At 59.1% G+C, this 24,062-nt stretch carries 18 protein-coding genes; 6 read left to right on the forward strand and 12 right to left on the reverse strand.

Annotation, left to right across the window (positions count from 1 at the left end):
- Positions 1-2: 2 nt before the first annotated feature.
- The 12 genes from AMC88_RS29940 to AMC88_RS29995 form a co-directional block, all read right to left on the reverse strand.
- Positions 3-899, reverse strand: a complete 897-nt coding sequence (locus AMC88_RS29940) for a cytochrome c oxidase assembly protein (protein ID WP_064830249.1) — start codon at positions 897-899, stop codon at positions 3-5.
- Complete coding sequence (locus AMC88_RS29945; protein WP_064830250.1) at positions 896-1,498, reverse strand: cytochrome c oxidase subunit 3; 603 nt, start codon at positions 1,496-1,498, stop codon at positions 896-898. Before AMC88_RS29945 ends, AMC88_RS29940 begins: the two co-directional genes overlap by 4 nt.
- Positions 1,495-3,408 (reverse strand): cytochrome c oxidase subunit I, encoded by a 1,914-nt coding sequence (ctaD, locus tag AMC88_RS29950; RefSeq protein ID WP_064830251.1) that lies wholly within the window; start codon positions 3,406-3,408, stop codon positions 1,495-1,497. Before ctaD ends, AMC88_RS29945 begins: the two co-directional genes overlap by 4 nt.
- A complete protein-coding gene (gene coxB, locus AMC88_RS29955) occupies positions 3,405-4,403 on the reverse strand; it encodes a cytochrome c oxidase subunit II (protein WP_016735647.1) in 999 nt (332 codons plus the stop codon). The genes ctaD and coxB overlap by 4 nt, the downstream gene beginning before the upstream one ends.
- Positions 4,400-5,122 carry a c-type cytochrome gene (locus AMC88_RS29960; protein ID WP_225884111.1) on the reverse strand — a complete coding sequence of 241 codons (723 nt, stop codon included), beginning with the start codon at positions 5,120-5,122 and terminating at the stop codon, positions 4,400-4,402. The genes coxB and AMC88_RS29960 overlap by 4 nt, the downstream gene beginning before the upstream one ends.
- A 44-nt stretch (positions 5,123-5,166) precedes the next feature.
- Positions 5,167-7,569 carry an FdhF/YdeP family oxidoreductase gene (locus AMC88_RS29965; RefSeq protein WP_064830252.1) on the reverse strand — a complete coding sequence of 801 codons (2,403 nt, stop codon included), beginning with the start codon at positions 7,567-7,569 and terminating at the stop codon, positions 5,167-5,169.
- Positions 7,570-7,734: 165 nt separating this feature from the next.
- The gene (locus AMC88_RS29970) at positions 7,735-7,992 is read right to left on the reverse strand and encodes a hypothetical protein (protein WP_418314121.1); all 258 of its coding nucleotides are present in this window, start codon (positions 7,990-7,992) and stop codon (positions 7,735-7,737) included.
- 281 nt (positions 7,993-8,273) lie between these two features.
- Complete coding sequence (gene gmd, locus AMC88_RS29975; protein ID WP_037114922.1) at positions 8,274-9,377, reverse strand: GDP-mannose 4,6-dehydratase; 1,104 nt, start codon at positions 9,375-9,377, stop codon at positions 8,274-8,276.
- A 100-nt stretch (positions 9,378-9,477) separates the two neighbouring features.
- On the reverse strand, positions 9,478-11,685 hold the full coding sequence (locus AMC88_RS29980; RefSeq protein ID WP_004673208.1) for a GumC family protein: 2,208 nt from the start codon (positions 11,683-11,685) through the stop codon (positions 9,478-9,480).
- On the reverse strand, positions 11,682-12,824 hold the full coding sequence (locus tag AMC88_RS29985) for a glycosyltransferase family 4 protein (protein ID WP_037114923.1): 1,143 nt from the start codon (positions 12,822-12,824) through the stop codon (positions 11,682-11,684). Before AMC88_RS29985 ends, AMC88_RS29980 begins: the two co-directional genes overlap by 4 nt.
- Complete coding sequence (locus AMC88_RS29990; RefSeq protein WP_064830254.1) at positions 12,818-13,918, reverse strand: glycosyltransferase family 4 protein; 1,101 nt, start codon at positions 13,916-13,918, stop codon at positions 12,818-12,820. The genes AMC88_RS29985 and AMC88_RS29990 overlap by 7 nt, the downstream gene beginning before the upstream one ends.
- Positions 13,915-14,865, reverse strand: coding sequence for a glycosyltransferase family 2 protein (locus tag AMC88_RS29995; protein WP_004673212.1), 951 nt, complete (start codon positions 14,863-14,865; stop codon positions 13,915-13,917). The genes AMC88_RS29990 and AMC88_RS29995 overlap by 4 nt, the downstream gene beginning before the upstream one ends.
- A gap of 628 nt (positions 14,866-15,493) precedes the next feature.
- On the opposite strand from AMC88_RS29995, the gene AMC88_RS30000 reads away from it, so the two are divergent.
- The 6 genes from AMC88_RS30000 to AMC88_RS30025 all read left to right on the forward strand — a co-directional run bounded on the left by AMC88_RS30000 (position 15,494) and on the right by AMC88_RS30025 (position 24,028).
- Positions 15,494-16,798: an O-antigen ligase family protein gene (locus tag AMC88_RS30000; RefSeq protein ID WP_004673222.1), complete on the forward strand. Its 1,305-nt coding sequence runs from the start codon at positions 15,494-15,496 to the stop codon at positions 16,796-16,798.
- A 16-nt stretch (positions 16,799-16,814) separates the two neighbouring features.
- Positions 16,815-18,938, forward strand: a complete 2,124-nt coding sequence (locus AMC88_RS30005) for a right-handed parallel beta-helix repeat-containing protein (RefSeq protein WP_037114927.1) — start codon at positions 16,815-16,817, stop codon at positions 18,936-18,938.
- A 571-nt stretch (positions 18,939-19,509) separates the two neighbouring features.
- Positions 19,510-20,373 carry a WecB/TagA/CpsF family glycosyltransferase gene (locus AMC88_RS30010; RefSeq protein WP_037114943.1) on the forward strand — a complete coding sequence of 288 codons (864 nt, stop codon included), beginning with the start codon at positions 19,510-19,512 and terminating at the stop codon, positions 20,371-20,373.
- Between the two features lie 7 nt (positions 20,374-20,380).
- Complete coding sequence (locus AMC88_RS30015) at positions 20,381-21,871, forward strand: sugar transferase (protein WP_004673235.1); 1,491 nt, start codon at positions 20,381-20,383, stop codon at positions 21,869-21,871.
- Between the two features lie 47 nt (positions 21,872-21,918).
- Positions 21,919-22,971, forward strand: coding sequence for a UDP-glucuronic acid decarboxylase family protein (locus AMC88_RS30020; RefSeq protein WP_012489820.1), 1,053 nt, complete (start codon positions 21,919-21,921; stop codon positions 22,969-22,971).
- Positions 22,972-23,032: 61 nt separating this feature from the next.
- Positions 23,033-24,028 carry a glycosyltransferase family 8 protein gene (locus AMC88_RS30025; RefSeq protein ID WP_037114928.1) on the forward strand — a complete coding sequence of 332 codons (996 nt, stop codon included), beginning with the start codon at positions 23,033-23,035 and terminating at the stop codon, positions 24,026-24,028.
- The last annotated feature ends 34 nt before the right edge of the window (positions 24,029-24,062 follow it).

Raw genomic sequence — 24,062 nt, forward strand, 5'->3', positions numbered from 1 at the left:
AGTTACGGGGCAACGATGTGCGTTCCACCTGCGCCTCCTTTTGCCGAATCTCTGATCCACAACGCGGTCAGCGTCAGCGCTGCGATGGCGTAGATGGTTCCTGCAGGCACCCACATCACCAGGCCCGCCACCTGCTGATCCTCGAGCGGCGACAGCCCCCAGGTCTCGGCGGCTCGCGTCTGCACCCCATAGAGCACCCTCGGCGCAAGTGCGATCAGCGCGCCGAGAATGCTCATATGCAGCATGGTCAAAAAGACATGCCAGGCGGCCAGCCCCCGGTTCTTCTTCCAGATGACGGACCACCAGAACAGGATGGCGCTCGCGAAAAAAGAAAGATGCTGCAGCCGGTGGAGGGGCGTGCTGTCAATCGTGGCGTCGAACAGAACCGGCGCGTGCCAGGCCCAGATCGCCGCGCCATGCATCAAAGTCGCAACGGTGCCGTTGCTGAGACAGTTCCACGTGCTGCGCACGGCGTGGGAAGCAAGCGCCCGTGCCGTCTGGCGCCTGACGATCCTCGGTAGCCCCCAGAGCAGCATCGCCGAGGGCCGCGCCAACACGATGAGCGGCGCCGAAACTGCCATAACCAATTCATGTTCGATCATGTGGAAGGTGAACAGCTGCTCACCCAGCCAGTGCAGGGGAGAGACGAGCGCGCCGGCCAGAACGAGCCAGCCGGTCCAGAAGGTCGCGACCCGCTGCACGAAGGCACGACGGCTTTCGGCCGATCGAGACCGGAAGCGAAGGCTGCCGCATGCAAATAAGGCCGCGCTGAGGCCCAGCGGCATAACGATCCAGAGGTCCATGGTCCATGGCAAGGAGACGGAATGGACATGGCCGTCATGGGCCGACGCAGGTGCCGCCATAGTCACCAGAAAGGAGATCGTGGTTGCTGTTCTCATAGCCGCGGCACCCAATAGATGCATCCGTAGAGAGGAAGCCAGGCGAGGACGACAAAGTTCCAGTAAAGCGCGTTGTCTTCGACGTCGCCGTAGCGGCGGGTGTTGTCTGCATGCTTGGAAAACATCAGGCAGGCGAGAACGATGGTGTCGATGAGATCGGTGACGATGTGGGTGGTGTGAAGACCAAGGATCGTCCAGGTGATCGATCCGTAGGCGTCGTCGTCCCAGCTTATATGAAGGGCAGGAAATTCGATGAAGCGGGGGATGAGCGGTATCGCGCCCATGAAGGTCATGGCGATCAGTCCCAGGCGCACCTTGCGCAGGTCCTTGCGTTGCGCCCACCGCGAGACCAGCATATTCGGCACGATGCTGACGAGAAGCAGCAGCGTCAGGATTGTGCCCGGAAGAAGGTCCGGAGGAGGGGCTTCGATCGGCCAACGCGGCGCCAGGCTCATCAGATAGAAATAGACCGCGATTGTCAGTGCAAATCCCATGCCTTCGATCAACATGAAAGCGCCGGTGCCCCAGAAGGTCAGGCTCGCGCTGCCCGTTCCATGCAGGGGAAGCTTCGACAGGTCGAGCGCGATGCGTTCTTTCATGACTCGTCCTCCGGAGTTTGCTTCGGCCAGAACCATCCCGTGAGGGTGATGGCTATCGGAATCGCTCCCCAGATCACCGCCCAGGGGGTGAAGATCGAGCCGATCAGCATGATGGTGGTGGCGATCGCCGCCAGGAACGGCCAGATCGAATTGGCTGGCATGGCTTCCCGCGCTTCCGGCTCGGCGGCCGTAACGCTGCTGACGATTACTTCGCGTCGGTCGAGCCTGAGGCCTGTGGCCACCGGCAAGGTCTCTCTGTCCGCCCAGAGTGGTGCGGCGGATCGAACAACCGGGATGTGGCGGAAATTGTAGGGGGGAGGGGGCGAGGATGTGGCCCATTCCAGCGTCGAGGCGTTCCAGGGGTTCGGCCCTGCGAGCGGGCCGAATTTGAAGCTGCGCACCGCGTCGATGAAGAAGATGAGGAAGCCGGCAGCCAGGATGACGGCGCTGAGACTGACGAAAAGGTTCAAGCCTGCCCAGGGCAATTCCGGCGGATAGGTATAGACGCGTCGCGGCATGCCTTGCAGGCCGAGGATGTGCATCGGGAAGAAGGTCAGGTGAAAGCCGGTGAAGATGAGCCCGAAGGCCCATCGGCCGAGCCGTTCGCTCATCATGCGGCCGGTCATCTTCGGGAACCAGTAGTAGATCGCGCCGATGAGCGGGAAGACGGAACCGCCGATCAGCACGTAATGAAAATGTGCGACGACGAAATAAGTATCGTGAACCTGCGTGTCGAGCGGCACGGAGGCCACCATCACGCCGGTCATTCCGCCGATGACGAAGGTAATCAGGAAGCCGATGATGAAAAGCAGCGGCGTCTTGAAGACGGGACGTCCGTCCCACAACGTCGCCAACCAGCAGAAGATCTGGGTCCCGGCAGGAATGGCGATCGCCATGCTGGAGGCGGTGAAGAAGCTGCTTCCGAGACGAGGCAGACCGGCAACGAACATGTGATGGACCCAAAGCCCGAAAGCCAGAACACCGGTCGCGATCATCGCCAGGACAAGCGGCAGATAGCCGAAGACCGGGCGCCGGGTGAACGTCGAGATCATGGCGGACACCATGCCGACGGCGGGCAGGAAGATGATGTAAACCTCCGGGTGGCCGAAGAACCAGAACAGGTGCTGCCAGAGAAGGACGTCGCCGCCTTCCGAGGGATTGTAGAATTGCGTACCGACCAGCCGGTCGAGAATGAGCGAAGAGGAGCTGAACATGATCGCCGGCATGGCCAGGATGACGAGAAAGGCCGTCACCAGCATCGACCAGACGAAGAGCGGAATGCGATTGAGCGACATGCCAGGCGCCCTCAGCTTGAAGACGGTCACGACGATTTCGACGGCGACGGCAAGGGCGGATACTTCGGTGAAGGTGATCATCTGTGCCCAGAGGTCCACCCGCTTTCCCGCGCCATATTGCGGACCGGCCAACGGCACGTAAGAGAACCAGCCAACATCGGGGGCGGTATCGAGAGCCAGAGAGATCCAGAGAAGCAGCCCCCCGGCCAGAAATATCCAATAGGAGAAGGCATTCAGCCTTGGAAAGGCGATGTTGCGCGTTCCGACCATCAGCGGAACAAGATAGACCGCCATTGCCTCCATCACCGGCACGGCGAAAAGGAACATCATGTTGCTCCCGTGTACGGTGAAAATCTGGTTGTAACGGTCGGCGCTGATGAAGCGTGCCTCCGGGAAAGCAAGCTGCAGGCGCATCGACAGCGCAAGCACGCCGCCGAGGAGCAGGAAGATGAAGGCTGTCGCGATATAACGCCGCCCGATGATCTTGTGATCGACCGTGGACAATGCCGCCAGCAGCCCTGACGGCGTCGACCAAGTTCGCCTGAGAAGGGCTTCGGCGCCTTCATCGCCGGCTACCAGATCAGCGGGGGATGGGATATTGGCCTGGCCGGTCATCGGAGTTCACTCAGATAGGCGGTCAATTGCCGCAGCTCTTCGCTGGTGAGGGGAACCAAGGGCATGTTGTTTCCCGGCTTCAACGTCTGCGGATCGGCAATCCACGCGGCGATCGAGCCCCGGCTATTCTCCAGCAGCCCCGCCCCGATCATGCTGCGGCTGCCGACATGGGTAAGATCCGGTCCTGAGATGCCGCCCGCCGCGGTGCCGCGGATCGTGTGGCAGGCGGCGCATGGCTTGCTGATAAAGACCAGCTTGCCCGCCGCGGCATCGCCATCGGCCGGCTCGACCGCCGCTCTTCGCTGCGCGTCCAGCCAGCGGGCATACTCGTCAGGCTCCTCGGCAACCACCAGCAGAGCCATGTGGCTGTGCTGCAGGCCGCAGAATTCGGCGCATTGACCGCGATAGATGCCAGGTTTGTCTGCATGAAGCGTCAGCCCGTTCTCGCGGCCGGGAACCAGATCCTGCTTTCCCGTCAGGTTCGGTACCCAGAATGAGTGAATGACGTCCGTTGCCTCCAGGCGCAGCCGGACGTCGGTTCCCACCGGAATATGCAGTTCGTTGGCCGTCTGAAAGGTTTTGGCCGGGTCCGCATCAAGATAAGTGAACTGCCACCACCATTGCTGGCCTCGAACGACGATCGTCGCAGGATCAGCCTCGCGCCAGTCGATGCTGCGCGTGGCGTAAAAGCTCGAGACGGTCAGAAAGGTTATGACGAGAACGGTCCCCACAATTGCCGCGCTTACGACCCTGCCCATGGAACGCTCGGTCTGAGGCCTGCCGGGCGCCGGGTTGTTACTGCGAAGCAGGGCCCAGGCCATCACGGCCATGACCAGCACGAAGACGACGCCGCAGACCGCGACGAACAGCAATAGCAACTCTCTAAGCTCCATGGCTGAAGGTCCATCGGCATTCAGCGCCGATTGCGGATCGCCAGTGCAGCTGGAGAGAAACAGGAGATGGGGGAGTAGAGAAGAGGCGCGCGGGATCTTCAAGGCCGAACACCTCGATCGGAACGGACGCCGGCCGGTCCCTCCTCGAAATGGCTTGCCGCCGGTGCGCGGTTCTCGGCTGGTCTGGTATGTTTGTCGTCGTTCCGGCTTGGCGCAGTATAGGGTGCCGAATAGGCGCCGATCGTCCTGACGTAGCCTGCGAGCTGCCAGATCTGGTCGCTCGTCATCTTGTTGGCGAAGGACGGCATGCCATGAGGCCGTCCGTCGCGGATGGATGCCACGACCGAGACCATTTCCGAACCGTACAGCCACCAGCCATCGAGAAATGAAGGGCCGGTTCCGCCTCGCCCATCTCCATGGCAGATAGGGCAGCCGAACCAGGAATAAAGACGCTTGCCTTGGCTCAGATCATAGGCGGTGCTTTCATAGGGCTTGTCGAGGGCGAAATAGACGTCGGGAGGTGTCCCGCCGATCTTGTCGGGCATCAGCCGGAACTGGTCGAGCGCTGAGGTAACAGGGGGATTGGCGCGATATTGCCTGGGATGCCTTGCCCAGCCGATCACCGCGCCGATAGCAAACACGCAGAGAATTGCTGTCGAGGCGAACCAAATTCCGGGCTTTTTTTCGGTTGCTCGGTCGGGAGGCGGCGGTAGCTGCACCACGGCTCCCAACACGGCGGGGTAGGCTCGATCCTGCCGTGGACGAAGTGCCCAGCCGATAGCTGCCGCTGCGGCGGCCACGCAGAAAAGCGTCGCTGCCATAAACCAGCTTCCGTTCTTGCTTTGGCCCATCGCCGAGATCCGGTTCAAGACCGCGAGGATTGGGCGGAGAGGCTGAGACGCACCGGCAGCAGCTTATAAGACGGCGTCTTGGCCTTCGCATCGTGATGGGCCAGCGGAAAGAGCGGGTTCGCCTCCGGATAATAGGCCGCGCAGCAGCCGGCCGGAATATCGTGCCGCACGACTTTGAAATCTGTGACGCGGCGCATCTTTGCGACCTCGATGGCCGTCGTCAGATCGACGAAGTCACCCTCTTTGAAGCCCAGCCTGAGAATGTCCTCCTCGTTCATGAAGACCACCTTTCTCGTCCCCTTCACGCCGCGGTAGCGATCGCCATAGGCATAGATCGTCGTATTGAACTGATCGTTCGCGCGCAGGGTGGTAAGGTTGAGAACCTCCCCGGCGCCGGAACCGATATCGAGTTCGGGAAAGAGCCGCGGTGGGGTGATGAAGTTGGCTTTCTGGTTCGCAGTCGTCCATTTTCGCTCCCGCGCCGGTACGGGTCTCGGAATGCCGCCTGGCTGGAACATGCGTTTGTTGAAATCCCTGAACGTCTCGGGATAGGTCGCTTCGATCGCGTCGCGGATCTTCGAATAGTCGCCGACCCATTCATCCCAGGGCACCCGACCTTTCGTCAGCGTTGCTTTGGCCATGCCGGCGATGATTGCAGGTTCCGACAGCAGCTCGTCGCTTGCCGGTTTTGCCCTTCCGCGCGAGCCGTGGAAATGCGCCACCGAGCTTTCGATGGAGACGGCTTGCGGGCCGCTTGCCTGATCATCGATCTCGATCCGGCCGAGGCAGGGCAGGAGGTAGGCAATCTCGCCATGGATCACATGGCTGCGATTGAGCTTGGTTGCAATCTGGACACTGAGGCGCAGTTTCCGCCAAGCTTCTTCCATCGCCTCCGTTTCCGGAACCGCACGCAAGAAATTACCGCCGAGCCCGACAAATGCCTTTGCCTCCCCTTGCATGATGGCTTTGCAGGTATCGACCGTCGAGCGCCCCTCCCATCTCGGAGGCTCGAAGTGATAAAGTACCGACAGCTTGTCGAGCGGGACGAGGGCAGGCTTTTCGGTTATTCCGACCGTGCGCTGTCCCTGAACGTTCGAATGTCCTCGCACGGCGCAGATGTTTGCGCCCGGCTTACCGACATTGCCGCGCAACAGCGCGAGATTGGCGACCATGTGGACGTTCTGGACGCCCATCACATGCTGGGTCAGGCCCATACCGTAGATCATCAGCACGGCTTCTGAATGCGCATAGATGCGCGCCGCCTGGATCATCTGTTCGCGGGTCAGGCCGGAAACACGCTCCAGTTCGGCCCAATCGTGCCGACGGGCGGTGTCGGCGAACTCTTCGAAGCCCGACGTATGCGTGTTGATGAAATCGTGGTCGAGCACGTGCTTCTTGTCGGCTGCCGCGATGGAAGCGGCAAAGGCGACTGCCGCAGCGTTGTCCGGTTTGTCAGGAACGGCGTCGGAGCCTGAAACCTTGCTCGCGCCTATCGCCTTCAAGGCATCGTCGGCTTCGATCAAGGCTTTGCAGACCCCGAACAGGGCTGCGATATCACCGCCGTTCTTCACCTGGAAATATTCCGAGGAAATCGGCGTCGATCGGCCCGTCAGCATCTGGCTCGGCATTTGCGGGTTGATGAAACGCTCAAGGCCGGCTTCGCGCAACGGATTGAAGGTGACGATCCTGACGCCTCTATCGGCCGCATCCTGCAGATCGTGCAGCATTCTGGGCGAAGAGGTGGCGACATTCTGCGCCAGGTAGAAGATGCAGTCGCAGTTCTGGAAGTCCGAAAGGATCGCCGTGCCGACGGTCGCGCCGATGCTTTCCGGGAGCCCGACCGACGTGCTTTCGTGGCACATATTCGAGGAGTCGGGCAAATTATTGCTGCCGAAGATGCGCGCGAAAAGCTGATACATGTAGGAGGTTTCCAGGGAGGCGCGACCCGAGGTGTAGAAATCCACCTGCTGCGGAGGAATGGACCGCAGCTCTCTGCCGATTTCGTCAAAGGCCTCGTCCCAGCTCACTGGTTCGTATTTGTCCGTCGCGCTGTTCCATCGCATCGGGTGGGTAAGCCGACCCTGCTCCTCGAGATCGTGATCGCTCCATTGCTCCAGTTCCTGCAATGCATGGGCGGCAAAAAAAGCGCGGTTCGCCCGGCGCGTGGTGATCTCCCAGGCAGTTGCCTTTGCACCCTCCTCGCAGAATTCCATCGCATGCGGCTTTGCAGGCTTGGCCCAGGCACAGCTCACGCACATATAGCCGTCCGGTTTGTTGTGGTGGGCAAGCAGCGACGATCCGGATCGCGGGACGTGCTCGCGCAGAAGGATTTCTCCGACAGCTCTCGCCGCTCCCCAGCCGCCCGCCGTCCCTGTGTTTTCTCCGATTGTTGGGTGATGTTTCGACTTCGTTGACATGTCTAGCTCCCCACAGTGCCGAAGCGGAAATCCCCGGCAAGTTATTCGCGGTCCGAACTCTCCGGGGAACAAACTGTTCCAGGCGTGCCAGCGGAGGCGCCTGACGATTGCCGGGACTGAGAGGCGAATGAACGATCCCTGACGGCTCAATCATGGCGCAGGCGCTCAGAGTGGTGTCGGCGCCTCGGCCTCGACCTCAGCATAGAGCTGGCCGCACATCGTCAGCGATCGCCGCATGGCAGCGACCCGGTCCTCGGCGTCTTTGGAGGAATAGGCCCAGATTTCGGTGGCCCAGCTCTTGCCATCCATCTCGTACTGAAGGGCGAATTTGTAGAGACGTCGCGCGTCCGCGTCGCTGCTTAAGAAAGCGCAATCCGGATCGTCGCAGTGCTGTCTCCTGCGGGGGAAACGTATAACATTCACAACAACCTGCTCCTCGGATCGCCTCGTCGCCATGGCTCGACAGGCGCTTTTCCAGGGACCAAACCAGACCGCTTGAATTTCGTTCCCTTCGATTGCCGTTGGAGCGGGTCATCGTCCAACCGTCGAAGCACGCGCGCCAGAAAGCAGTTGATTGCGAAGCGCCGGAAGCGGACTACCCTCACATGCGGGAGGCGCAGGCTGGCACGACGGCGGTTGACGTTGCCGCACGTACGGCACGTCGGCGACACGTTCCCTCTTGATCGGCGAGGCCGTGGGTCTTTTCAGGCGTAGGCAAAGCCTTTCGTCACACCGACCGACGGAACATTTCTTGCCATGACTTTCAGATCCTCGCGAACCATCTCCGAAACCAGCTGATCAAGGCTGGTCTCGTGTTTCCACCCAAGCTTCGTGTGCGCTTTCGTCGGATCGCCAATCAGAAGATCAACTTCTGTCGGACGGAAGTAGGTTGGATCGATTTCCACCACACACTGACCGGATGTCTTGTCGTATCCCTTTTCCTCGACCCCGTTCCCACGCCAGTCGATCGGCATGCCCACCTTGGCGAAGGCCTTGTCCACAAAGGAACGAACCGAATGCGTTTCGCCGGTCGCCAGGACATAGTCCCCTGGTTCGTCCTGCTGCAGCATCAGCCACATGCCGCGGACATATTCTCGTGCATGTCCCCAGTCGCGCTTGGCGTCCAAATTGCCGAGATAGAGCTTCTCCTGCAATCCAAGATGGATCGCAGCCGCCGCCCGGGTGATTTTACGCGTGACGAATGTTTCGCCGCGGATCGGGCTTTCATGATTGAACAAAATCCCGTTGGAGGCATGCATGCCGTAGGCCTCGCGATAATTGACCACAATCCAATAGGCATAGAGCTTGGCCGCCGCGTAGGGCGAGCGAGGGTAGAAAGGTGTCGTTTCGCTCTGCGGAACTTCCTGAACTTTGCCGTAGAGTTCCGAGGTGGACGCCTGGTAGAAGCGCGTCTTCTTGGTCAGCCCCAGCAGGCGAATTGCTTCAAGCAGCCGCAGGGTGCCGGTTCCATCGGCGTTGGCAGTATATTCCGGTGTCTCGAAGGAAACTTGAACGTGGCTCTGCGCGGCGAGATTATAAATCTCGTCCGGCTGCGTTTCCTGTATGACGCGGATGAGATTGGTCGAATCGGTCATATCCCCGAAGTGCAAAATGAAGCGAGGATTCTCGACATGGGGGTCCTCGTACAGATGCTCGATGCGACTGGTGTTGAAGGACGACGAGCGTCGTTTGAGGCCGTGAACGATATAGCCCTTGTCCAGGAGCAGTTCGGCCAAATATGCACCGTCCTGCCCTGTTATGCCTGTAATCAGCGCAACTTTTCGGTTCTTTTTCATTCCGGCATCCATGGTTACTCTCCAACTCGAATACATAGGCAGAAGCAGATGTTGCTCTATCGTTTTTGTGATTTCAGAGAAAATTGGCCGCTTGGATATCTTGCGCGATGCGTCATTCTTTGAAATTGTAGTATTTCATAAGCGATCTAGAGAATAGTTCAGAGTCACTGAAATTATACAGTGCGTGCTTTTCGGGATTTACCCTGTTGATCGCGACAATAATTTCCGAATTTCTTGGGCTTTTCATTTGTTGCAGGCCAAACTCGACTGCGCGACGGCTGGTCTTTCCCCATCTGACAACCGCCAGTGTTTTCTCCGCGAGCGCAGTCAAAAGCACGGTGTCTGTGGAGGCGAGCACAGGTGCGCTGTCGAAGATGACAATCCGGCCGGCCGCGCCCGCCATTTCGATGATTTCTGCCAGGCCATTCGAACGGACGCGCCGCTGAAGACTGAACTTGCCGGATGGTATGAAGTCGATACCGCTTGGATGGTGGTCGACGACGTCGCGGATATCGGCGTGGCCATTCAGGAATTCGTTCAATCCCTGCCGTAGCCCCGACTTGAAATACGACTCGAGTTCTCCCCGTCGAAGGTCGCCGTCGACCAGCAGCACCGGAATTGCTGCGGCGGCGAGTTCGATCGCCAGCGATCTCGCGATAAGCGACTTGCCTTCTCCGCTATGAGCCGACGTAACGACGATGCTGTTCGGCAATTTGCCGCCATTGGACTGTTTGAGTGTCAGGATCACGGTGCGGATTGCTTCGTCGAACATCGGGACCCGCACCTGTCCGAAAATCGTCTTCGGATTTTCTCTCCGCGCCAGCCGTGGGATGAGCCCAGCCGGTATCGTGCGGGCCATTCCTGCTATTTGGTCGAAGCTCCGGATGGACCGGTCCCACATTTCCATCACGAAGGCAGCCGTTACCGCTGCCGATATTGCAGCCAGAAGGGCACTCACCAGATAGAAAAGCCGCCCGCGTCCCTGCGCTGCGAGGGGCACTGAAGCCGGTGATAAGACTTCCAATTCCGCCCCGGGAAGCTTGGCCTTGTCGGCGAGGTCACGGCGCTGGTCCTCAAGCTTCTCGAGGGCCGTTTGTTCCTTGTCGGAGATCCGCTGCAGTCGCGTCAATTCCGTCTGCACCAGGGCGTCGCGTGCGCGTTTCTCATGAGCGACATCCAAGATCGATTGGACTGCGGCAGCCTCATGATCAAGTGCGGCGAGCTTGGCGCGCATTGTTTGAAGATATTGCTTGGTCGCAAAGCTGAGGTCGGCGCGGGATTTTTCGATCTTCCCGCGCAAGTCTACCACGGCCTCGGCATTGCCGTCGTATAATTCAAGCAGACGGGCAAGATCGTCCTCCTGCGCGTGAAGATCTCGTTGCTTTGAGGTAATATCGTCCGGGAGGGCGATGTTCTGCACGGCGACCGAAGCGCTATCGGCTGCCTCAAGCGTCGATATCACGGCCTTTACCTCAACCCGGGTTTCCTCAATTTTTCCTTCGCGGCCGGTGAGTTCTATAAGTGATTTCAGCCTTTCATCCTGTGCGTCCTCTTTCGAGATGACGTCCATTGATTCTTGATAGCTTCGGGCAGCCTCGCGAGCAGTATCCGCGCGAGCCTTCTGTTCGGAGATGCGCTGCACGATCCATTTTTCCGCTGCATCGAGACGGCTGCGGACACTGCCCTTCCGCTCATCGAGGTAGATGCTGATGACACGGTTCGGAACCGCGGCGGCGAGTTGAGGGTCGTTCGTCGTAAAGCTGACCTGGACAACGTCACTCTTGTCTTCGTGCCAGACGCCGAGTGCCCTATAAAATTCCGGGATGACCGCGTCGATGCCGTCGCGTACCGGCTCGGCGGGTTTTCTCGGATCGAACAGGCCGCGCAATTTCGTCCGTATGCTCTCAAAGAATGTGACCTCCCGCAGCGCTGGATTGAATTCCGGCCGAAGGTTAAGCCGCAGTTCGCGCACGACCCGTTCTGCAATACTTCGGGATAGAAGTCGCTCCGTCTCCGATTTCGCGTCAAGCAGATCACTGCTGCTGCTTTTATCCTCCACACCCAGTGATTTCGCGAGAGGCTGGTGGATAATCAACCGCGCCCAGGCCTGGTAGACGGGCTTCATCCCAGAGATCATCATCGCCGCGGGCGCCATCAGAATCACTGTTATCGCAATGATCATGACCATTCTTCGCCGCAGCATACGAAAGGCGGCTGCGAGATCCAGGCTGTCGGCCTTAGTCTCGACCTGAGCGCGAGGATCATAGCGCATCGACGAGATCGGAAGGTTGCGGTCCGGCGGGACAGTAGAAATCGTCATCGTGCGTCAACCCATGCTTGAGGTTTCGCGGAAACGGTACCGTAAAGTTTTTCGAGCGACCGCATATACGCCATCATACTGAAATGGTTGAGATAATGTGCACGCCCCTGGACGGAGAGGCGGGTGCGCAATTCCTGGTCGGACACCAGCTTTGCCAAAGCTGCGGCCAAGGCATTCTGGTCTCCCACCGGCACGAAGATCCCGGTCTCGCCATCGGTAATGACTTCGTCATGCGCCCCGACACGCGTGGTGACGACGGCGAGCCCGTGGGACAATCCTTCGAGCACGGCCATTGCCAGCCCTTCGGCGTGCGACGGCAAGACCAGAATATCTGCAAGCGCGCACAAGGCTCGCGCCTCACCGGCGTCAAGCCAGCCAGGCATCTCGACCCGATCGGAAAGCGCCATGCCGTCAGCCAGACGGCGATAATGCTCGACAGGACCATCGCCGGCCAGTACGGCCCGCCACCGGAGTTCTTTCATAAGCGGATGGCTCAGGGCGGACAGAAGCTCCGTGACGCCCTTGCGTTCGCTCAACCGGCCGAGAAATACGATCAACGGTGTCCCACCGTCGCGAAAATTGTGCGTCCCGGGATCGGGGACGCAATTATGGGCGACGACCGCGCGGAGCTCGTCAACACCCAGAAGGGTCGTCAGCGTCGCGCGATCGCGCTGGCCCAGCGCCACGACGCGGTCGGCATTCTGAAACATCCGACGGATGAGCCGTTGTTGACCCGGCGAGCGTTGCGCGAAATCGCCGGCGTAATCGTAGTCGTGAAGGTGCAATATGTGGCAGCACCCGAGCAGGCGGGCAGCCGCGGTGAGGATCAGTTTCCGAGACGTGCTGCCGCGGCCGGCGATATGGATATGGTGAATGCGGTCAGGCGCAAAGATCCGGTCCTTTGCCATCGTCAGGATGGCACCAGCCAGTCGCGCCGGCGACGTCAACTTAGACCATTGAGCCCCTCTGGTATCGGTGACGAAATGCTTCGCGCCGGTCTCTTTCGCCGTCTCTGTTATATAGCCGACGAGCCTGCCGATGCCGCCGCCGTTCTCGCAGCCGCCCGGAAGATAATGGCGGACGCTAGCCGCGCTGCGTGCCGCCGGCCGGCCGCTGTCTGTGAGGGCTTCCATCAGCATGACCCGACCACCTCCCGATAAACTGCCGCGGCCTGGCCGCCGACCCGTTCCGGCGAATTTGGTCCCTTGGCCCAATCGAGCGCATTGGCACTGAACCTGTTTCTGAGTTCGCCGTTGTCCGCCAACGTCCTGATCGCCGTCGCGAGCTCTTTTGCATCTCCGGGAGGGACCACCATCCCCAGCCCGTTGGGCTCAACGGTCTCCCGCAACTCGCCGACGTCAGTAACGATGACGGGTTTGCCAAATGCGGCGGCTAGATTGAGCACGCCGCTTTGGGAGGCTTCCGTATAGGGAAGCACGACGATGTCGGTGTCCAGGAAAAGCTGGGCGACCTCGGCATCCTCGATAAAACGATTGCGAATATCGTAGCGGTCGGCATCCCCCATGAGCGGCAGGAAGATCGCCGGATTGTCGCCACGGCCCGCGACCGTGACGCGCAGGTTGGGAAGCACGTCCTTGAGCATCGCTTCGGCCCGGACCAGGTGTTCCAGGCCCTTATAGGCAAATATCCGTCCGAACAGCAGGACGCGTATCGTTCCGTCCGCTTCGCGCGGTATCATCTTCTGTCGCCGGGCGAGCTCGGCATAGCGAAGGATGGAGGGATGGGACAGAACATGGACGCAGTCCGGCGTTTTTGCATATCGGTCGAGGACCATCCGCTTCAGTCCCTCGCCATGCACGATAAGGTGCCCGGATTGCTTCACCATCAGTTCGGGGGCCCAGCCGGGCAGTGTACGCGTATCGGAGTCGCCCGGGTGGATTTCGACGTCATGGATCGTCGTCACAAGCGGGATCGGGCGCCAGAACGGTACGGCGAAGTTCAGCCAAAGCGTAGAATTGCTGAGGAGATGAATAAGGTTCGGCCGTTCGTGCCGTATCAGACGCGTAAGCTGGTACAGAAACCACGGATTGGAGAGAGAACGATGTCTCGGCCAGTCCAGAAGGTGCAGATCGACAGCAGGATCGAAGGAAGCGGCAAGATGCGCATAGCGCCGGCGCGGCACGGCAAGCACCACGTCGAGGTGCTGGGCAACGCCGCTGGCAAAGGAGATGGTATAGTCTTCCAGTTCGGAAACGAGCAGCAGCGCCTTCATTTCGCTACCTCCGGCAGGCCGACGTCCAGACCGAGGCGAGACAAGCCGCGCGCCGAGCGCAAGCTGTCGCGCGTCCGCCTGAGCAGGTTCGGTTCGCCGGCAAAGAAGAGGCCTTCGACGGCAAGCTTGAGCCGGCTGAGAGCATCGGCTCCCTGCAGCTTCGCCGACGCGATACGATAGGGATAGTGATCCCTCAGATTTAGTCGTGCCGGTAGTTCATGGGCTGAAAGAAACAGGTTCGTTGCTTCGACGGTCTGCTGCCAGTGCGTCATCCGTCTCCTAAGCGTGGCCGCATCCTCGGCAGCGCGATACCAATTGTTATTGTGGATGCGATAGAATCCCAGCGGATCCGGCATGGCAATCACGTCCCCCAGAAACGGATAGATGCCCACGAGCCAAGCGTCGGCCGATATGCGGAACTGTGCTGGAATGCTGCCCGCGGCATTCCAACTGCTCCGCCGTACAGCGATGGCCGACGTCATCGGAAAAGGCCACCAACCAGCCGATCTGGCGAGTAGCGACGACAAAGCGCCCGAACACAGGGTTCGCGGGATCGGCTTGGACGTCGGCGTGCCATCGACAAGCGTTGGCTGCAGTCGATGATAGACGAGTGATGCTTGGGGATTGGCGCGGAACGCTGCAGCCGTCGCCGACAGCTTGCCCGGCGCCCACCAGTCGTCGGCATCCAGAAAGCACAGGATCTCGCCCATGCTTGATCCGACAGCGGTATTGATCGCAGCCGCCTGTCCTGCGTTCTCCTGAAAGATCACCTTTACGCGGCTGTCATATGCTTGCAGAACAGACCGCGACTGGTCGGTCGAGCCGTCATCGACGACGATGATCTCGACGTTGCGTGCGTCTTGGCACAACACGCTGTCTATCGCCCGCCCGACAAAGCGAGCGTAGTTGTAATTATTGATGAGGACACTGAGGGCCGGCCGCTCCATGACGCGCTCTCAGGCGGGTTGCCACAATGCACCGCTGTACAGCGCAAAGTTGCTTAAGAGGCCGACCTTTCCGCAGCCATTGCGGTTTGGAGCATCGGTAATGGTGATATTTGAAATAGCGTGTCGGCCGAACCGTATCCCGCGCAGAGCCGATGAGATCGCCGCTGATAACGCCACGACGAGTAGAGCGCCCGTCGTGTTGCATAGAGAACTAGGATCATGACGCAGGAACATGGCAATCCTAACCTTCCAGGCTTCGACTGCAGAGAAAGTCTCTGTCAGAATTGTTGCCTCATTGCAGTGGAACCGCGGCTTACCCCACCACGCTTCATAAGACATTCATCGCCACGGTACCGATGAACGGACAAGCGCAACATCTGCTCTTAAGGGCAATTGGCGGACATGAAGGCCCGCCTTTTGGGTAAATACCGGCCGGAAGATTAAGCCCAACATCGTCTTTTGGTGGAGCGAGGGTGCATTAGGCGTAGCCCACCGTTCACTAGGACAGGTTGACCGCGGATAGGGCTGAATGTTTGCTTGAGAGCAGCGCGCGCCACGAAGGCGACACCTGTTTTCGATCTGCCGCGATCAACAGCCGCTTGTCTGTTCAAATCAGTCGGGACGGATAATGAGAGTAGATAGCCTTAGAACTGCCAGCGGGCCAAGCATCAGTTGGCGGGTCATCGAATGCTGGGGCGCCGGCATATCCCTTTTTTTTCAGGCAGGCGCCCTTCTACCGCTGATCCTGGCAGATGCGGACGGAGCGCTCAGCGAATCTGCCAGATCTATACTGCGTCTGCCTTGCATTCCTATATATGTATTTACAGCCGTGATCCTGATACGCAATTTTCCGCAGTTTCTAACGGCGCTCAGGCGAAATCTGCTTGTTCCCCTGATCCTTGCCTTGCCGTTTTTGTCGACCCTGTGGTCAATAGCGCCGCCGACGACCTTGAGGCGCGCAATCGGCCTTTTGTTTTGCGTGCTTCTTTCCTACGTCCTGGCGATACGTTTTACGCCGAGGCAGCTGCTGTTCCTCCTATTTTTAACCCTGGGAGCCTGTACCGTCCTCAGTGTGGTTATCTCCGTGGTGTCACCAGCCCTCGCCACCATGCCGGATGGTGATGGTGCAATGCGGGGCGTCTTCATTCACAAGAACGTGCTGGGCTGGTACGCGGCGCTGATGATCTTGGTGGCGACCGCCGTGCTGATCGACGGGACGTTCGGCCTGCGGCGAACCGCGTTTATCCTGTTGGCCGCAGGTATCATCTGTCTCGCGCGTTCCGGATCGATGACCGCAATCATCGCAACGTCAGTCGCGTTTTGCCTGATCGGCTTCTATTCCCTCCTGCAAAGAAGCAGCAGCACTGGCCGCGTCGTCATCGTCCTGTTTTTCATTCAGCTGTCTGTCGGCATTCTGATTTCGCTTCACGAATTCCTGGTTCCGGCCCTTGAAGCGCTCGGCAAGGACGCGACTTTGACGGGCCGGGTGCCATTGTGGGAGCTGGTCGATCGCGAAATATCCGACCGTTGGATGCTTGGATACGGCTACCAGGCTTTCTGGACAACCGCGAACCCCGAAGCGATACACATGTGGTTCAAGATCGGATGGGCCGCGCCCCACGCGCATAACGGATATCGCGATATCTTGTTGAGTTTCGGGATAGTGGGAATGATCCCGTTTGCTGTGATGCTTCCCCATGCAATCCGCCAGGGCGCGATGCTTCATTGTCATGACGCGCAGTACGGGTGGCTCTGGCTCAATGTCCTGACGATCATGATCCTGGTGATGAATCTGACCGAGAGTATTTTTTTCGTTCAGAATGATGCCATCTTCATCCTGTTCACCGCAGCCATCATCATGTTTTCGCTGTACGCGCCCGTCGTTTCGATCAGCCATGCGCCATCGTGGCAGGCGTCTCGTGTGGCCTTATGAGCGGGTCGCAGACATCATGAGGCGGCGTCTTGGACTGATCCTGAGCATCTTGCCCGTCATGCTCCTTCCGCAGTCCGGCAATTCGGCTCCAGCCGGGATAGAGGGGGATGCGCCCGAGCGCCTGCAGATACTCATCCGGGAAGCGACCTGCGCGGAAGCTTCCGCGACGTTGTCAGCCAAATTGAATGGGACTTCTTTACGCGACGCATTGAGCAGCAGCACGGCGGCGCGGACGATATTCTACGTTTCTCCCGATGGAAAAGACAGTTGGGGCGGCCTGCTTCCGACCGCCAATCAGCAGGGGAATGATGGACCTTTCGCCAGCATCGAACGAGCCCGTGATGCTGCCCGCGAGAAAGGCGGTCCCAATCTAATTGCACTCGGTAAAGGCGATTACTACCTTACCCAGCCGATCGTCTTCGACGCTCGCGATACCGGTTTGATCCTCACGGCAAGATGCAATGAAGTGCCGGTTCTCCATGGAGGGCCACGCGTGGGCGGCTGGGCGCGGCAGTCCGATGGCAGTTGGACGGCGCCGCTGACATTGCCGCCGGAGCAAGGCGTCGGTGACCTTTTCGTCAATCGGATACGGCAAAATCGGGCTCGATTTCCCAATGCTCCGGCTGATGGCGACCCCCGCAAGGGGTGGTTATTCGCCGCAAAGTGCGAACCTGCAATCGATATGTGGGAAGGAAATACGCGCTTTTGTTTCCGTGCCGGCGATCTTCCGAATGTGGAGGATGCGAGCGGGCTGGTCGTCAATATCGTTGGAGGGTTTCAACCCGGAAGCCAGTGGGGCAATGACACGCTTCCGGTTGTATCCATCGATGGCGCCGGCCGGACCGTCCTTACCAAAGGCACAAGTTATTTCTTTACCGCAGAAGGCAGCCGCTACTTCCTTACCGGCGCCAAAAATTTGCTCGACGCGCCTGGAGAGTGGTCGCACGACCCTGCCGCGGGCCAGCTTCATTATATCCCGATCGATCAGTCGTTCCCCGATTCTGTCGTCGTTGCTGGTGTTTTGCCGACATTCTTGAAGCTGGATGGGGCCAATGGGATGGTTGTATCGGGGATCGAGATCAGAGACGGAGCGCCTGACGGCAGCGGCAAATTTTATACGGATACCAGAGGATTTGGCGCCATCCGGGTCGAACACGCCGATGGTGTCAAAATCCTCGGCAACAATATCGAGAATGTTGGCGTCGGGATCCATGTGACGGAAAGCAAGGACGCGTTGATCGCCGGCAACGTGATTGCGGATGTGGCCGGCAACGGCATCTACGTCGGCACGAATTACGGCACCTTCGGCAAGTCGGACGGGGCCAGAATCCTTTCGAACCATATCCATGACATTGGGCAGGTGTACATCGAGACTGCCGGAATATGGTTCCAGGCGGCCGACAACGTCAGGATCGCCGACAACCTGATCGAAAACACGGCGCAGTTCGGGATCGCCGGCGGTTCGCTGTGGGGTTCCAATGACGCGCTCTATAACGCCGTCATCGAGCACAATGTGGTCCGTAACGCCAACCAGCAGACTGCCGATGGCGGCGCCATCAAAATGATGGGCGAGCAGGCCGACTCCTTGAACAGCACCATCCGCTTCAACGTCGTGACTGGGACCGGCCACCTCATGAACAGGCCCGACGGAACGTTCTGGCCTCCCGGATATGAAAACATTAACGAATGGCCCACTCCCATCAGCTGGGCGATCTACACGGATGGGAAAGCGAGCGGGCTGCGCATCGAAGGAAACTCGCTCTCGGGCAACATATCGGCGATTGGCATCAACGGCGGTTGGAGCAATTTGGTGACGGGAAACGTTATCACAGGCGGATCCGGCACCGCTTTTCGCGTTGACGACGGTACCGGCAGGGGCTGGCACCCGCCATGGGCAGGCCCAAATCGCATCGAGAACAATGTCGTGACGATCAACAATAGCAACGGGCTTGCTGCCTACGTCTATGCTCCCGACCACGGGCCTCAATATGTGCAATTCGCACGTAACCGCTACATCGGCAATTTGAATAGCCAGAGCTTCCGAGTAGATCCTGGGATCATGCGGTCCGGAGAATTTGGCAGTCTACAGGATCTTCAGAAGGCCGGCGCGGACACGGGAAGCGTAATCGTACCCGAGTAAAAAGAACGCCACCACGGCAGTGTTCTCAGGCGGTTAAATCAGGCGCCACGGCAACTTGTACTGCCGAACAAGTATAGTTTCGTTATGCCGGCAACTGCCGCAGGCAAGAGCATCGACGAGTTGAGCGTGGCGATCGAACCGAGGGCCCCCGCTGGAGCTAACATCTCCCCTGTCGGTTCACCTTCCCGGCTTTGTTAATGCATGCCGCCGGAACCGTGCAGCGGTTCCGGGAGAACGACATGCATAAAAACAAAGGGCTAATGCGCAGCGCGTCAACCAAATTTGATGCGACGCGCTTTAGTGCTTAAGCCTAACCATCTTTGCTCGCACGAACCGATATCTTCTGCAGCTCTGCCAGGATCAAACCGCTGTTTCGGGGCCGCGGTCATCACATAAGGAGCGACGTGGTAAGCCATGGGGTACGCAGACTTACTTCGAATATTGTACGTCATCTCGGCATAAGACGTAAACACGAAGTCTATTCTACGTCCAATAGCTGGAGCAGCAAGTATGGAGGCAATCGGCCTGGCAGGATATTCTGATGACGGTTTCGGTCGCGAAAGCGTGGGTCATGAGAAAACAACCAGCAGGCAGCCAAACTTCAGTTCTTCATCCAGGGGGCGCGCTAGAATGGACGAATGTCCTTGGTGTTCGCGTTTCGGCGGTCAACCTCGAAAGCGCGACCGGGCTTATTCAAAACGCGATCGAAGACGGCAGGAAGGGATATGTGTGCGTTCGCGACGCACACGGCATCGTCCGATGCCAGGACGACGCTGAACTTCGGTCGATCCATAACCGGGCATTCCTCGTAACCCCTGATGGCATGCCGCTGGTATGGGCCTTGAAACGTGCCGGCCATCTAGAGAGCGATAGAGTCTACGGACCTGACCTGATGCTGTCTGTTTTCGACGCTGGCAGATCCAAAGGCGTGCGCCACTTCCTCTATGGCGCGACAACCGGGACGCTGGAGCAGTTGCAGGCGCGCCTTCTCGCAAGATTCCCGGAAGCGCAGATCGTCGGCTCGTACGCACCGCCTTTTCATCAATTGTCGCAGCAGGAAGAGACGGATGTTGCGGACCGGATCAATCGGTCAGGCGCGGATATTATCTGGGTTGGTCTTAGCAGCCCCAAGCAGGAGCTCTGGATGGCTCGCATGCGCGATCGTCTTGATGCATCGATGCTCATCGGTGTCGGAGCAGCTTTCGACTTCCACGCCGGCCTCAAACGACAGGCTCCCAGGATCATTCAAAGAAGCGGCTTCGAATGGGTGTTTCGCCTTCTATGCGAGCCGCGACGGCTGTGGCGGCGCTATGCGCTGGTCGTCCCGACCTTCATCTCGCTGACAGCATTCCAGAGGCTGGGGCTTCGGAAATTTCCAATCGAAGACGAGGTTTTTGGATCGAGCGCGCCAAAAGCAGTAGCCGTAAAGGTGTAGAGCCATCATGTCCCTATTAGCGTCGATATCCGACCTGCCGAAGGCAATCACCCCAAATGATGTGGCCGCGCGAACGGGCCCGGCAAATTCTGGCCCGCCGATGGCAAACGCCACCTCGGGCGCTGCGTTCAGCAGGGGGCTAAGGCTGAACATACCAGCTCCACTCAAGCGCAGGATACCTCGGCTTGCGACGTCGTCATTGTTGGTTGCCGGCGACGTTGCGGGTTATCTGATAGCCTATTTTCTTCTTCTGCCGTTTCTTCCCGACGGGTCGGAGAACATGGTGCTGGAGCGTGCTTTTGCCCTCGCAGCCCTGGCGGCGATCATTCTCTATGCGTCGAGCGCGCTCTATCCCGGTTATCGGCTTCATGACCACGAGCATCTGCGCCGCCGCACGACAGCGTCGGGCAAGATCGCTGTCATTGCAGCGCTTGGGGCGATCCTTCTGCCGGAAGGGACACGGCTGCTGCTTCCCATCTTCGGGTTTCTTGGCCTCGGGTTGATTGTTCAGCCTGCCATGCACGGGGTTGCCCGTGGTCTGTCGCGGAGACTTGGCGTCTGGGGAGAGCGGGCGGTGATCATCGGCGGCCGCAATCGTATCCCCGCGCTCATGGCGCATTTCACGGACCATTGGCAGTATGGCATTAGGCCGGAATCCTACGCCGCCGACGTCTCTGAACTGTCACCTGATGAGCGCCCATCGATTGCCTTGATCGCCGATGATACGGGCTCACATATCGCCGAGTTGGCGACGTTGCGTAAGACGTTCGCCGAAGTCATCCTCCTCTCCGACACGCCAAACGTCAAAGTAGCCGGATTGCGACCGGCGGATATCGGCGGAGAGATCGGTGTTCGCCTGGCGAGCAGCAGTGGGGCGGCAAACTCGAACCTGGTGCGGCGCGCCCTCGATCTGGCGATCGCCATCCCCGCGGTGCTGGTGCTGATGCCCGTCATTCTCATTGCTGCGGCGGCGATCTATGCCATCGATCCGGGGCCGGTTTTCTTCAGGCACGCCAGGGAAGGATTGTTTGGCAAGCCGGTTCACGTCCTGAAGCTCAGGACGATGTACAGAGATGCGGAACAACGCCTCGAAGCGTTGTTCCGAGACAATCCAGCCGCACAAGCCGAATGGTCCGCTCACTTCAAGCTTCGGGAGGATCCGCGCGTCTTGCCCGTGATCGGACATCTCCTTCGCGCATCGAGCATCGATGAGCTCCCGCAGCTGGTGAATATCATTGCAGGGGAAATGGCCTTGGTGGGACCCCGTCCGTTTCCGGAGTATCACCTCTCGGCGATGGATGGCGAGTTTCGTGACAAGCGGCGTTCGGTGGTACCGGGGCTGACAGGCCTCTGGCAGATATCCGAGCGAAGCGATGCAGATATCGAGCTGCAGCAGCAACTCGACGGCTTCTACATCGACAACCGGTCCTTGTGGTTCGACTGGCACATCCTTCTCAGCACAATTCCTGCGGTCTTGAAGGGCAAGGGAGCTTGCTGAGCTGTTTCTCGTCCTGCGCGCAATCATCACAACAATGGAGCACATCAATGCACGGACATAAGCGAGTTTTGGTTACCGGCGGCACCGGATTTCTGGGATCATTCCTGTGCGAAAGGCTTTTGCGAGAAGGTAATGACGTCCTCTGCGTGGACAATTACTACACCGGTTCGCGCGACAATGTGCTGCATCTTCTTGACGATCCTCGCTTTGAGGTGCTCCGTCACGACATTACCTTCCCGCTTTATGTGGAGGTTGACGAGATCTACAACCTCGCTTGTCCGGCGTCTCCGGTCCACTATCAGCATGACCCCGTGCAGACGGTGAAGACCAATGTGCACGGGGCCATCAATATGCTCGGCCTGGCCAAACGCACCAAGGCGAAGATCTTCCAGGCATCGACGAGCGAAGTTTATGGCGATCCGGCCGTCCACCCCCAGCCGGAGGAGTATCGAGGCAGCGTCAATCCCATCGGCCCGCGGGCATGTTATGACGAAGGCAAGCGGTGCGCCGAGACGCTGTTCTTCGATTATCATCGTCAATACGGCGTCGAAATCAGGGTGGCGCGAATCTTCAACACCTACGGCCCGCGCATGCAGACCAATGACGGCCGCGTCGTTTCCAATTTCATCGTTCAGGCACTTCAAAACGAGCCGATCACCATCTTCGGCAACGGCACGCAGACGCGCTCATTCTGCTATGTGGACGATCTGATCGAGGGCTTCATCCGCCTGATGGGTGCGCCGGCCGGAGTTACCGGCCCGATCAATCTCGGTAACCCGGGAGAATTCCAGGTCCGGGAACTGGCTGAAATGGTCATCGAGATGACCGGTTCGAAATCAAGCATCGTTTACAATCCCTTGCCGATCGACGACCCGACGCAGCGCAAGCCCGACATTTCCCGCGCGACGCAGGACCTCGGCTGGCAGCCGACGGTGAACCTGCGTGAAGGCCTCGAGAAGACCATCGCGTATTTCGAGTGGAAGCTTTCCGGCGGAGGCAGGAGCATGGCCGGCGCCCGGGCCGCACGAACGGGTTACGCCCATCTGCCTACTCCGGCCGTCGGCCTTCCTGTTCAGGAAGCCACAGCGATCCGGCCATGAACAGCCACCTCGATCATTGCAAGCCGGAGCTCGGTTTCTTTCGATGGGATGTGCCGGAAACATGAATGTGCATAACATACCAACAGCAGCCGCCCCGGCGGGCACAAAACAGCGGTTAGGCCCCATCGTCTTTGCGGTCGATGCGGCCTACGCCGTCCCCTTGGCGACTGCCCTCAGATCGGTCGCCGAGAATAATCAGAGCGTATGGCCCCTGGATATTCATGTCATTCATGAGGGTATAGGAGAAGAAACAAAGCGACTGATCCTTGAATCGCTACCCGCAAATTCCGCAATTATTCAGTGGCACCCCATCGCCACATTGTCCTTCGCAAGCGGATTTTCCACCCGTCCTGGCGTTTCCAAGATGACTTTCGCAAGGATTCTGCTGCCGCAGTTCCTTCCGCAGACCTGCGATCGGGCTCTGTATCTGGATGGCGACATCCTCGTGCTGACTTCGCTTGAACAGTTATGGAATACCGACCTCGGCGAGGCGGTGATCGGCGCGGTACCGGATTACTGGCTGGACAATCCTGCGGGCAACGGACCAGGTGCAAGAGGTGGCGCTCTGGTCAAACGGTATTTCAACGCCGGCATTCTGCTTATCGACCTTGCAAAATGGCGAAACGAGCGAATTTCGGAACGATCGCTGGACTATCTCGACCGCTTCCCAACGACGGAATATTCGGATCAGGACGCTCTAAACGTTGCCTGCGACGGAAAGTGGAAGATCCTGGACCGCGCCTGGAACTTCCAGTTCGAGCCAAGGCAGGCGATCGCCGGCATCGCGCTCGAGCAGAAGGCTGCGATCGTTCATTTCGTGACCAATGTGAAGCCCTGGAAATCAGGAAGTCTGAGCCCGAACGTCGCCTTCTACGATGCGTTTCGGTCCCGGACCCGCTTTGCGCTTACACCTTGGGGACGCGTTCGGAGCGGTTTGAGGCGTGCAGGATCCCGGCTGCTTGCCCGATCCGCCTTGTTGAGAGCTGCTTGGTCCTACACGAAATCGGCTGTACGGGCGCGCGCCTCAGCATCCGGAACGATGCGCAAAAAAACCTGATAGTAAAATAAAATTGCGTTCGGGCTCATGAATT

Source organism: Rhizobium phaseoli, from assembly GCF_001664385.1.
Classification (GTDB): Bacteria; Pseudomonadota; Alphaproteobacteria; order Rhizobiales; family Rhizobiaceae; genus Rhizobium; species Rhizobium phaseoli.

Coding starts and splice junctions, on each gene's coding strand:
- AMC88_RS29980 (WP_004673208.1), bottom strand. CDS start 11,685: ATGACGATTTCTACTGTCCCGCCGGACCGCAACCTTCCGATCTCGTCG.
- AMC88_RS29945 (WP_064830250.1), bottom strand. CDS start 1,498: ATGAAAGAACGCATCGCGCTCGACCTGTCGAAGCTTCCCCTGCATGGA.
- gmd (WP_037114922.1), bottom strand. CDS start 9,377: ATGGATGCCGGAATGAAAAAGAACCGAAAAGTTGCGCTGATTACAGGC.
- AMC88_RS30010 (WP_037114943.1), top strand. CDS start 19,510: ATGAGAAAACAACCAGCAGGCAGCCAAACTTCAGTTCTTCATCCAGGG.
- AMC88_RS30020 (WP_012489820.1), top strand. CDS start 21,919: ATGCACGGACATAAGCGAGTTTTGGTTACCGGCGGCACCGGATTTCTG.
- AMC88_RS29960 (WP_225884111.1), bottom strand. CDS start 5,122: ATGGCAGCGACGCTTTTCTGCGTGGCCGCCGCAGCGGCAGCTATCGGC.
- AMC88_RS29985 (WP_037114923.1), bottom strand. CDS start 12,824: ATGCTGATGGAAGCCCTCACAGACAGCGGCCGGCCGGCGGCACGCAGC.
- AMC88_RS30025 (WP_037114928.1), top strand. CDS start 23,033: ATGAATGTGCATAACATACCAACAGCAGCCGCCCCGGCGGGCACAAAA.
- AMC88_RS29995 (WP_004673212.1), bottom strand. CDS start 14,865: ATGGAGCGGCCGGCCCTCAGTGTCCTCATCAATAATTACAACTACGCT.
- AMC88_RS30000 (WP_004673222.1), top strand. CDS start 15,494: ATGAGAGTAGATAGCCTTAGAACTGCCAGCGGGCCAAGCATCAGTTGG.
- AMC88_RS29990 (WP_064830254.1), bottom strand. CDS start 13,918: ATGAAGGCGCTGCTGCTCGTTTCCGAACTGGAAGACTATACCATCTCC.
- AMC88_RS29965 (WP_064830252.1), bottom strand. CDS start 7,569: ATGTCAACGAAGTCGAAACATCACCCAACAATCGGAGAAAACACAGGG.
- AMC88_RS30005 (WP_037114927.1), top strand. CDS start 16,815: ATGAGGCGGCGTCTTGGACTGATCCTGAGCATCTTGCCCGTCATGCTC.
- AMC88_RS30015 (WP_004673235.1), top strand. CDS start 20,381: ATGTCCCTATTAGCGTCGATATCCGACCTGCCGAAGGCAATCACCCCA.
- AMC88_RS29940 (WP_064830249.1), bottom strand. CDS start 899: ATGAGAACAGCAACCACGATCTCCTTTCTGGTGACTATGGCGGCACCT.
- ctaD (WP_064830251.1), bottom strand. CDS start 3,408: ATGACCGGCCAGGCCAATATCCCATCCCCCGCTGATCTGGTAGCCGGC.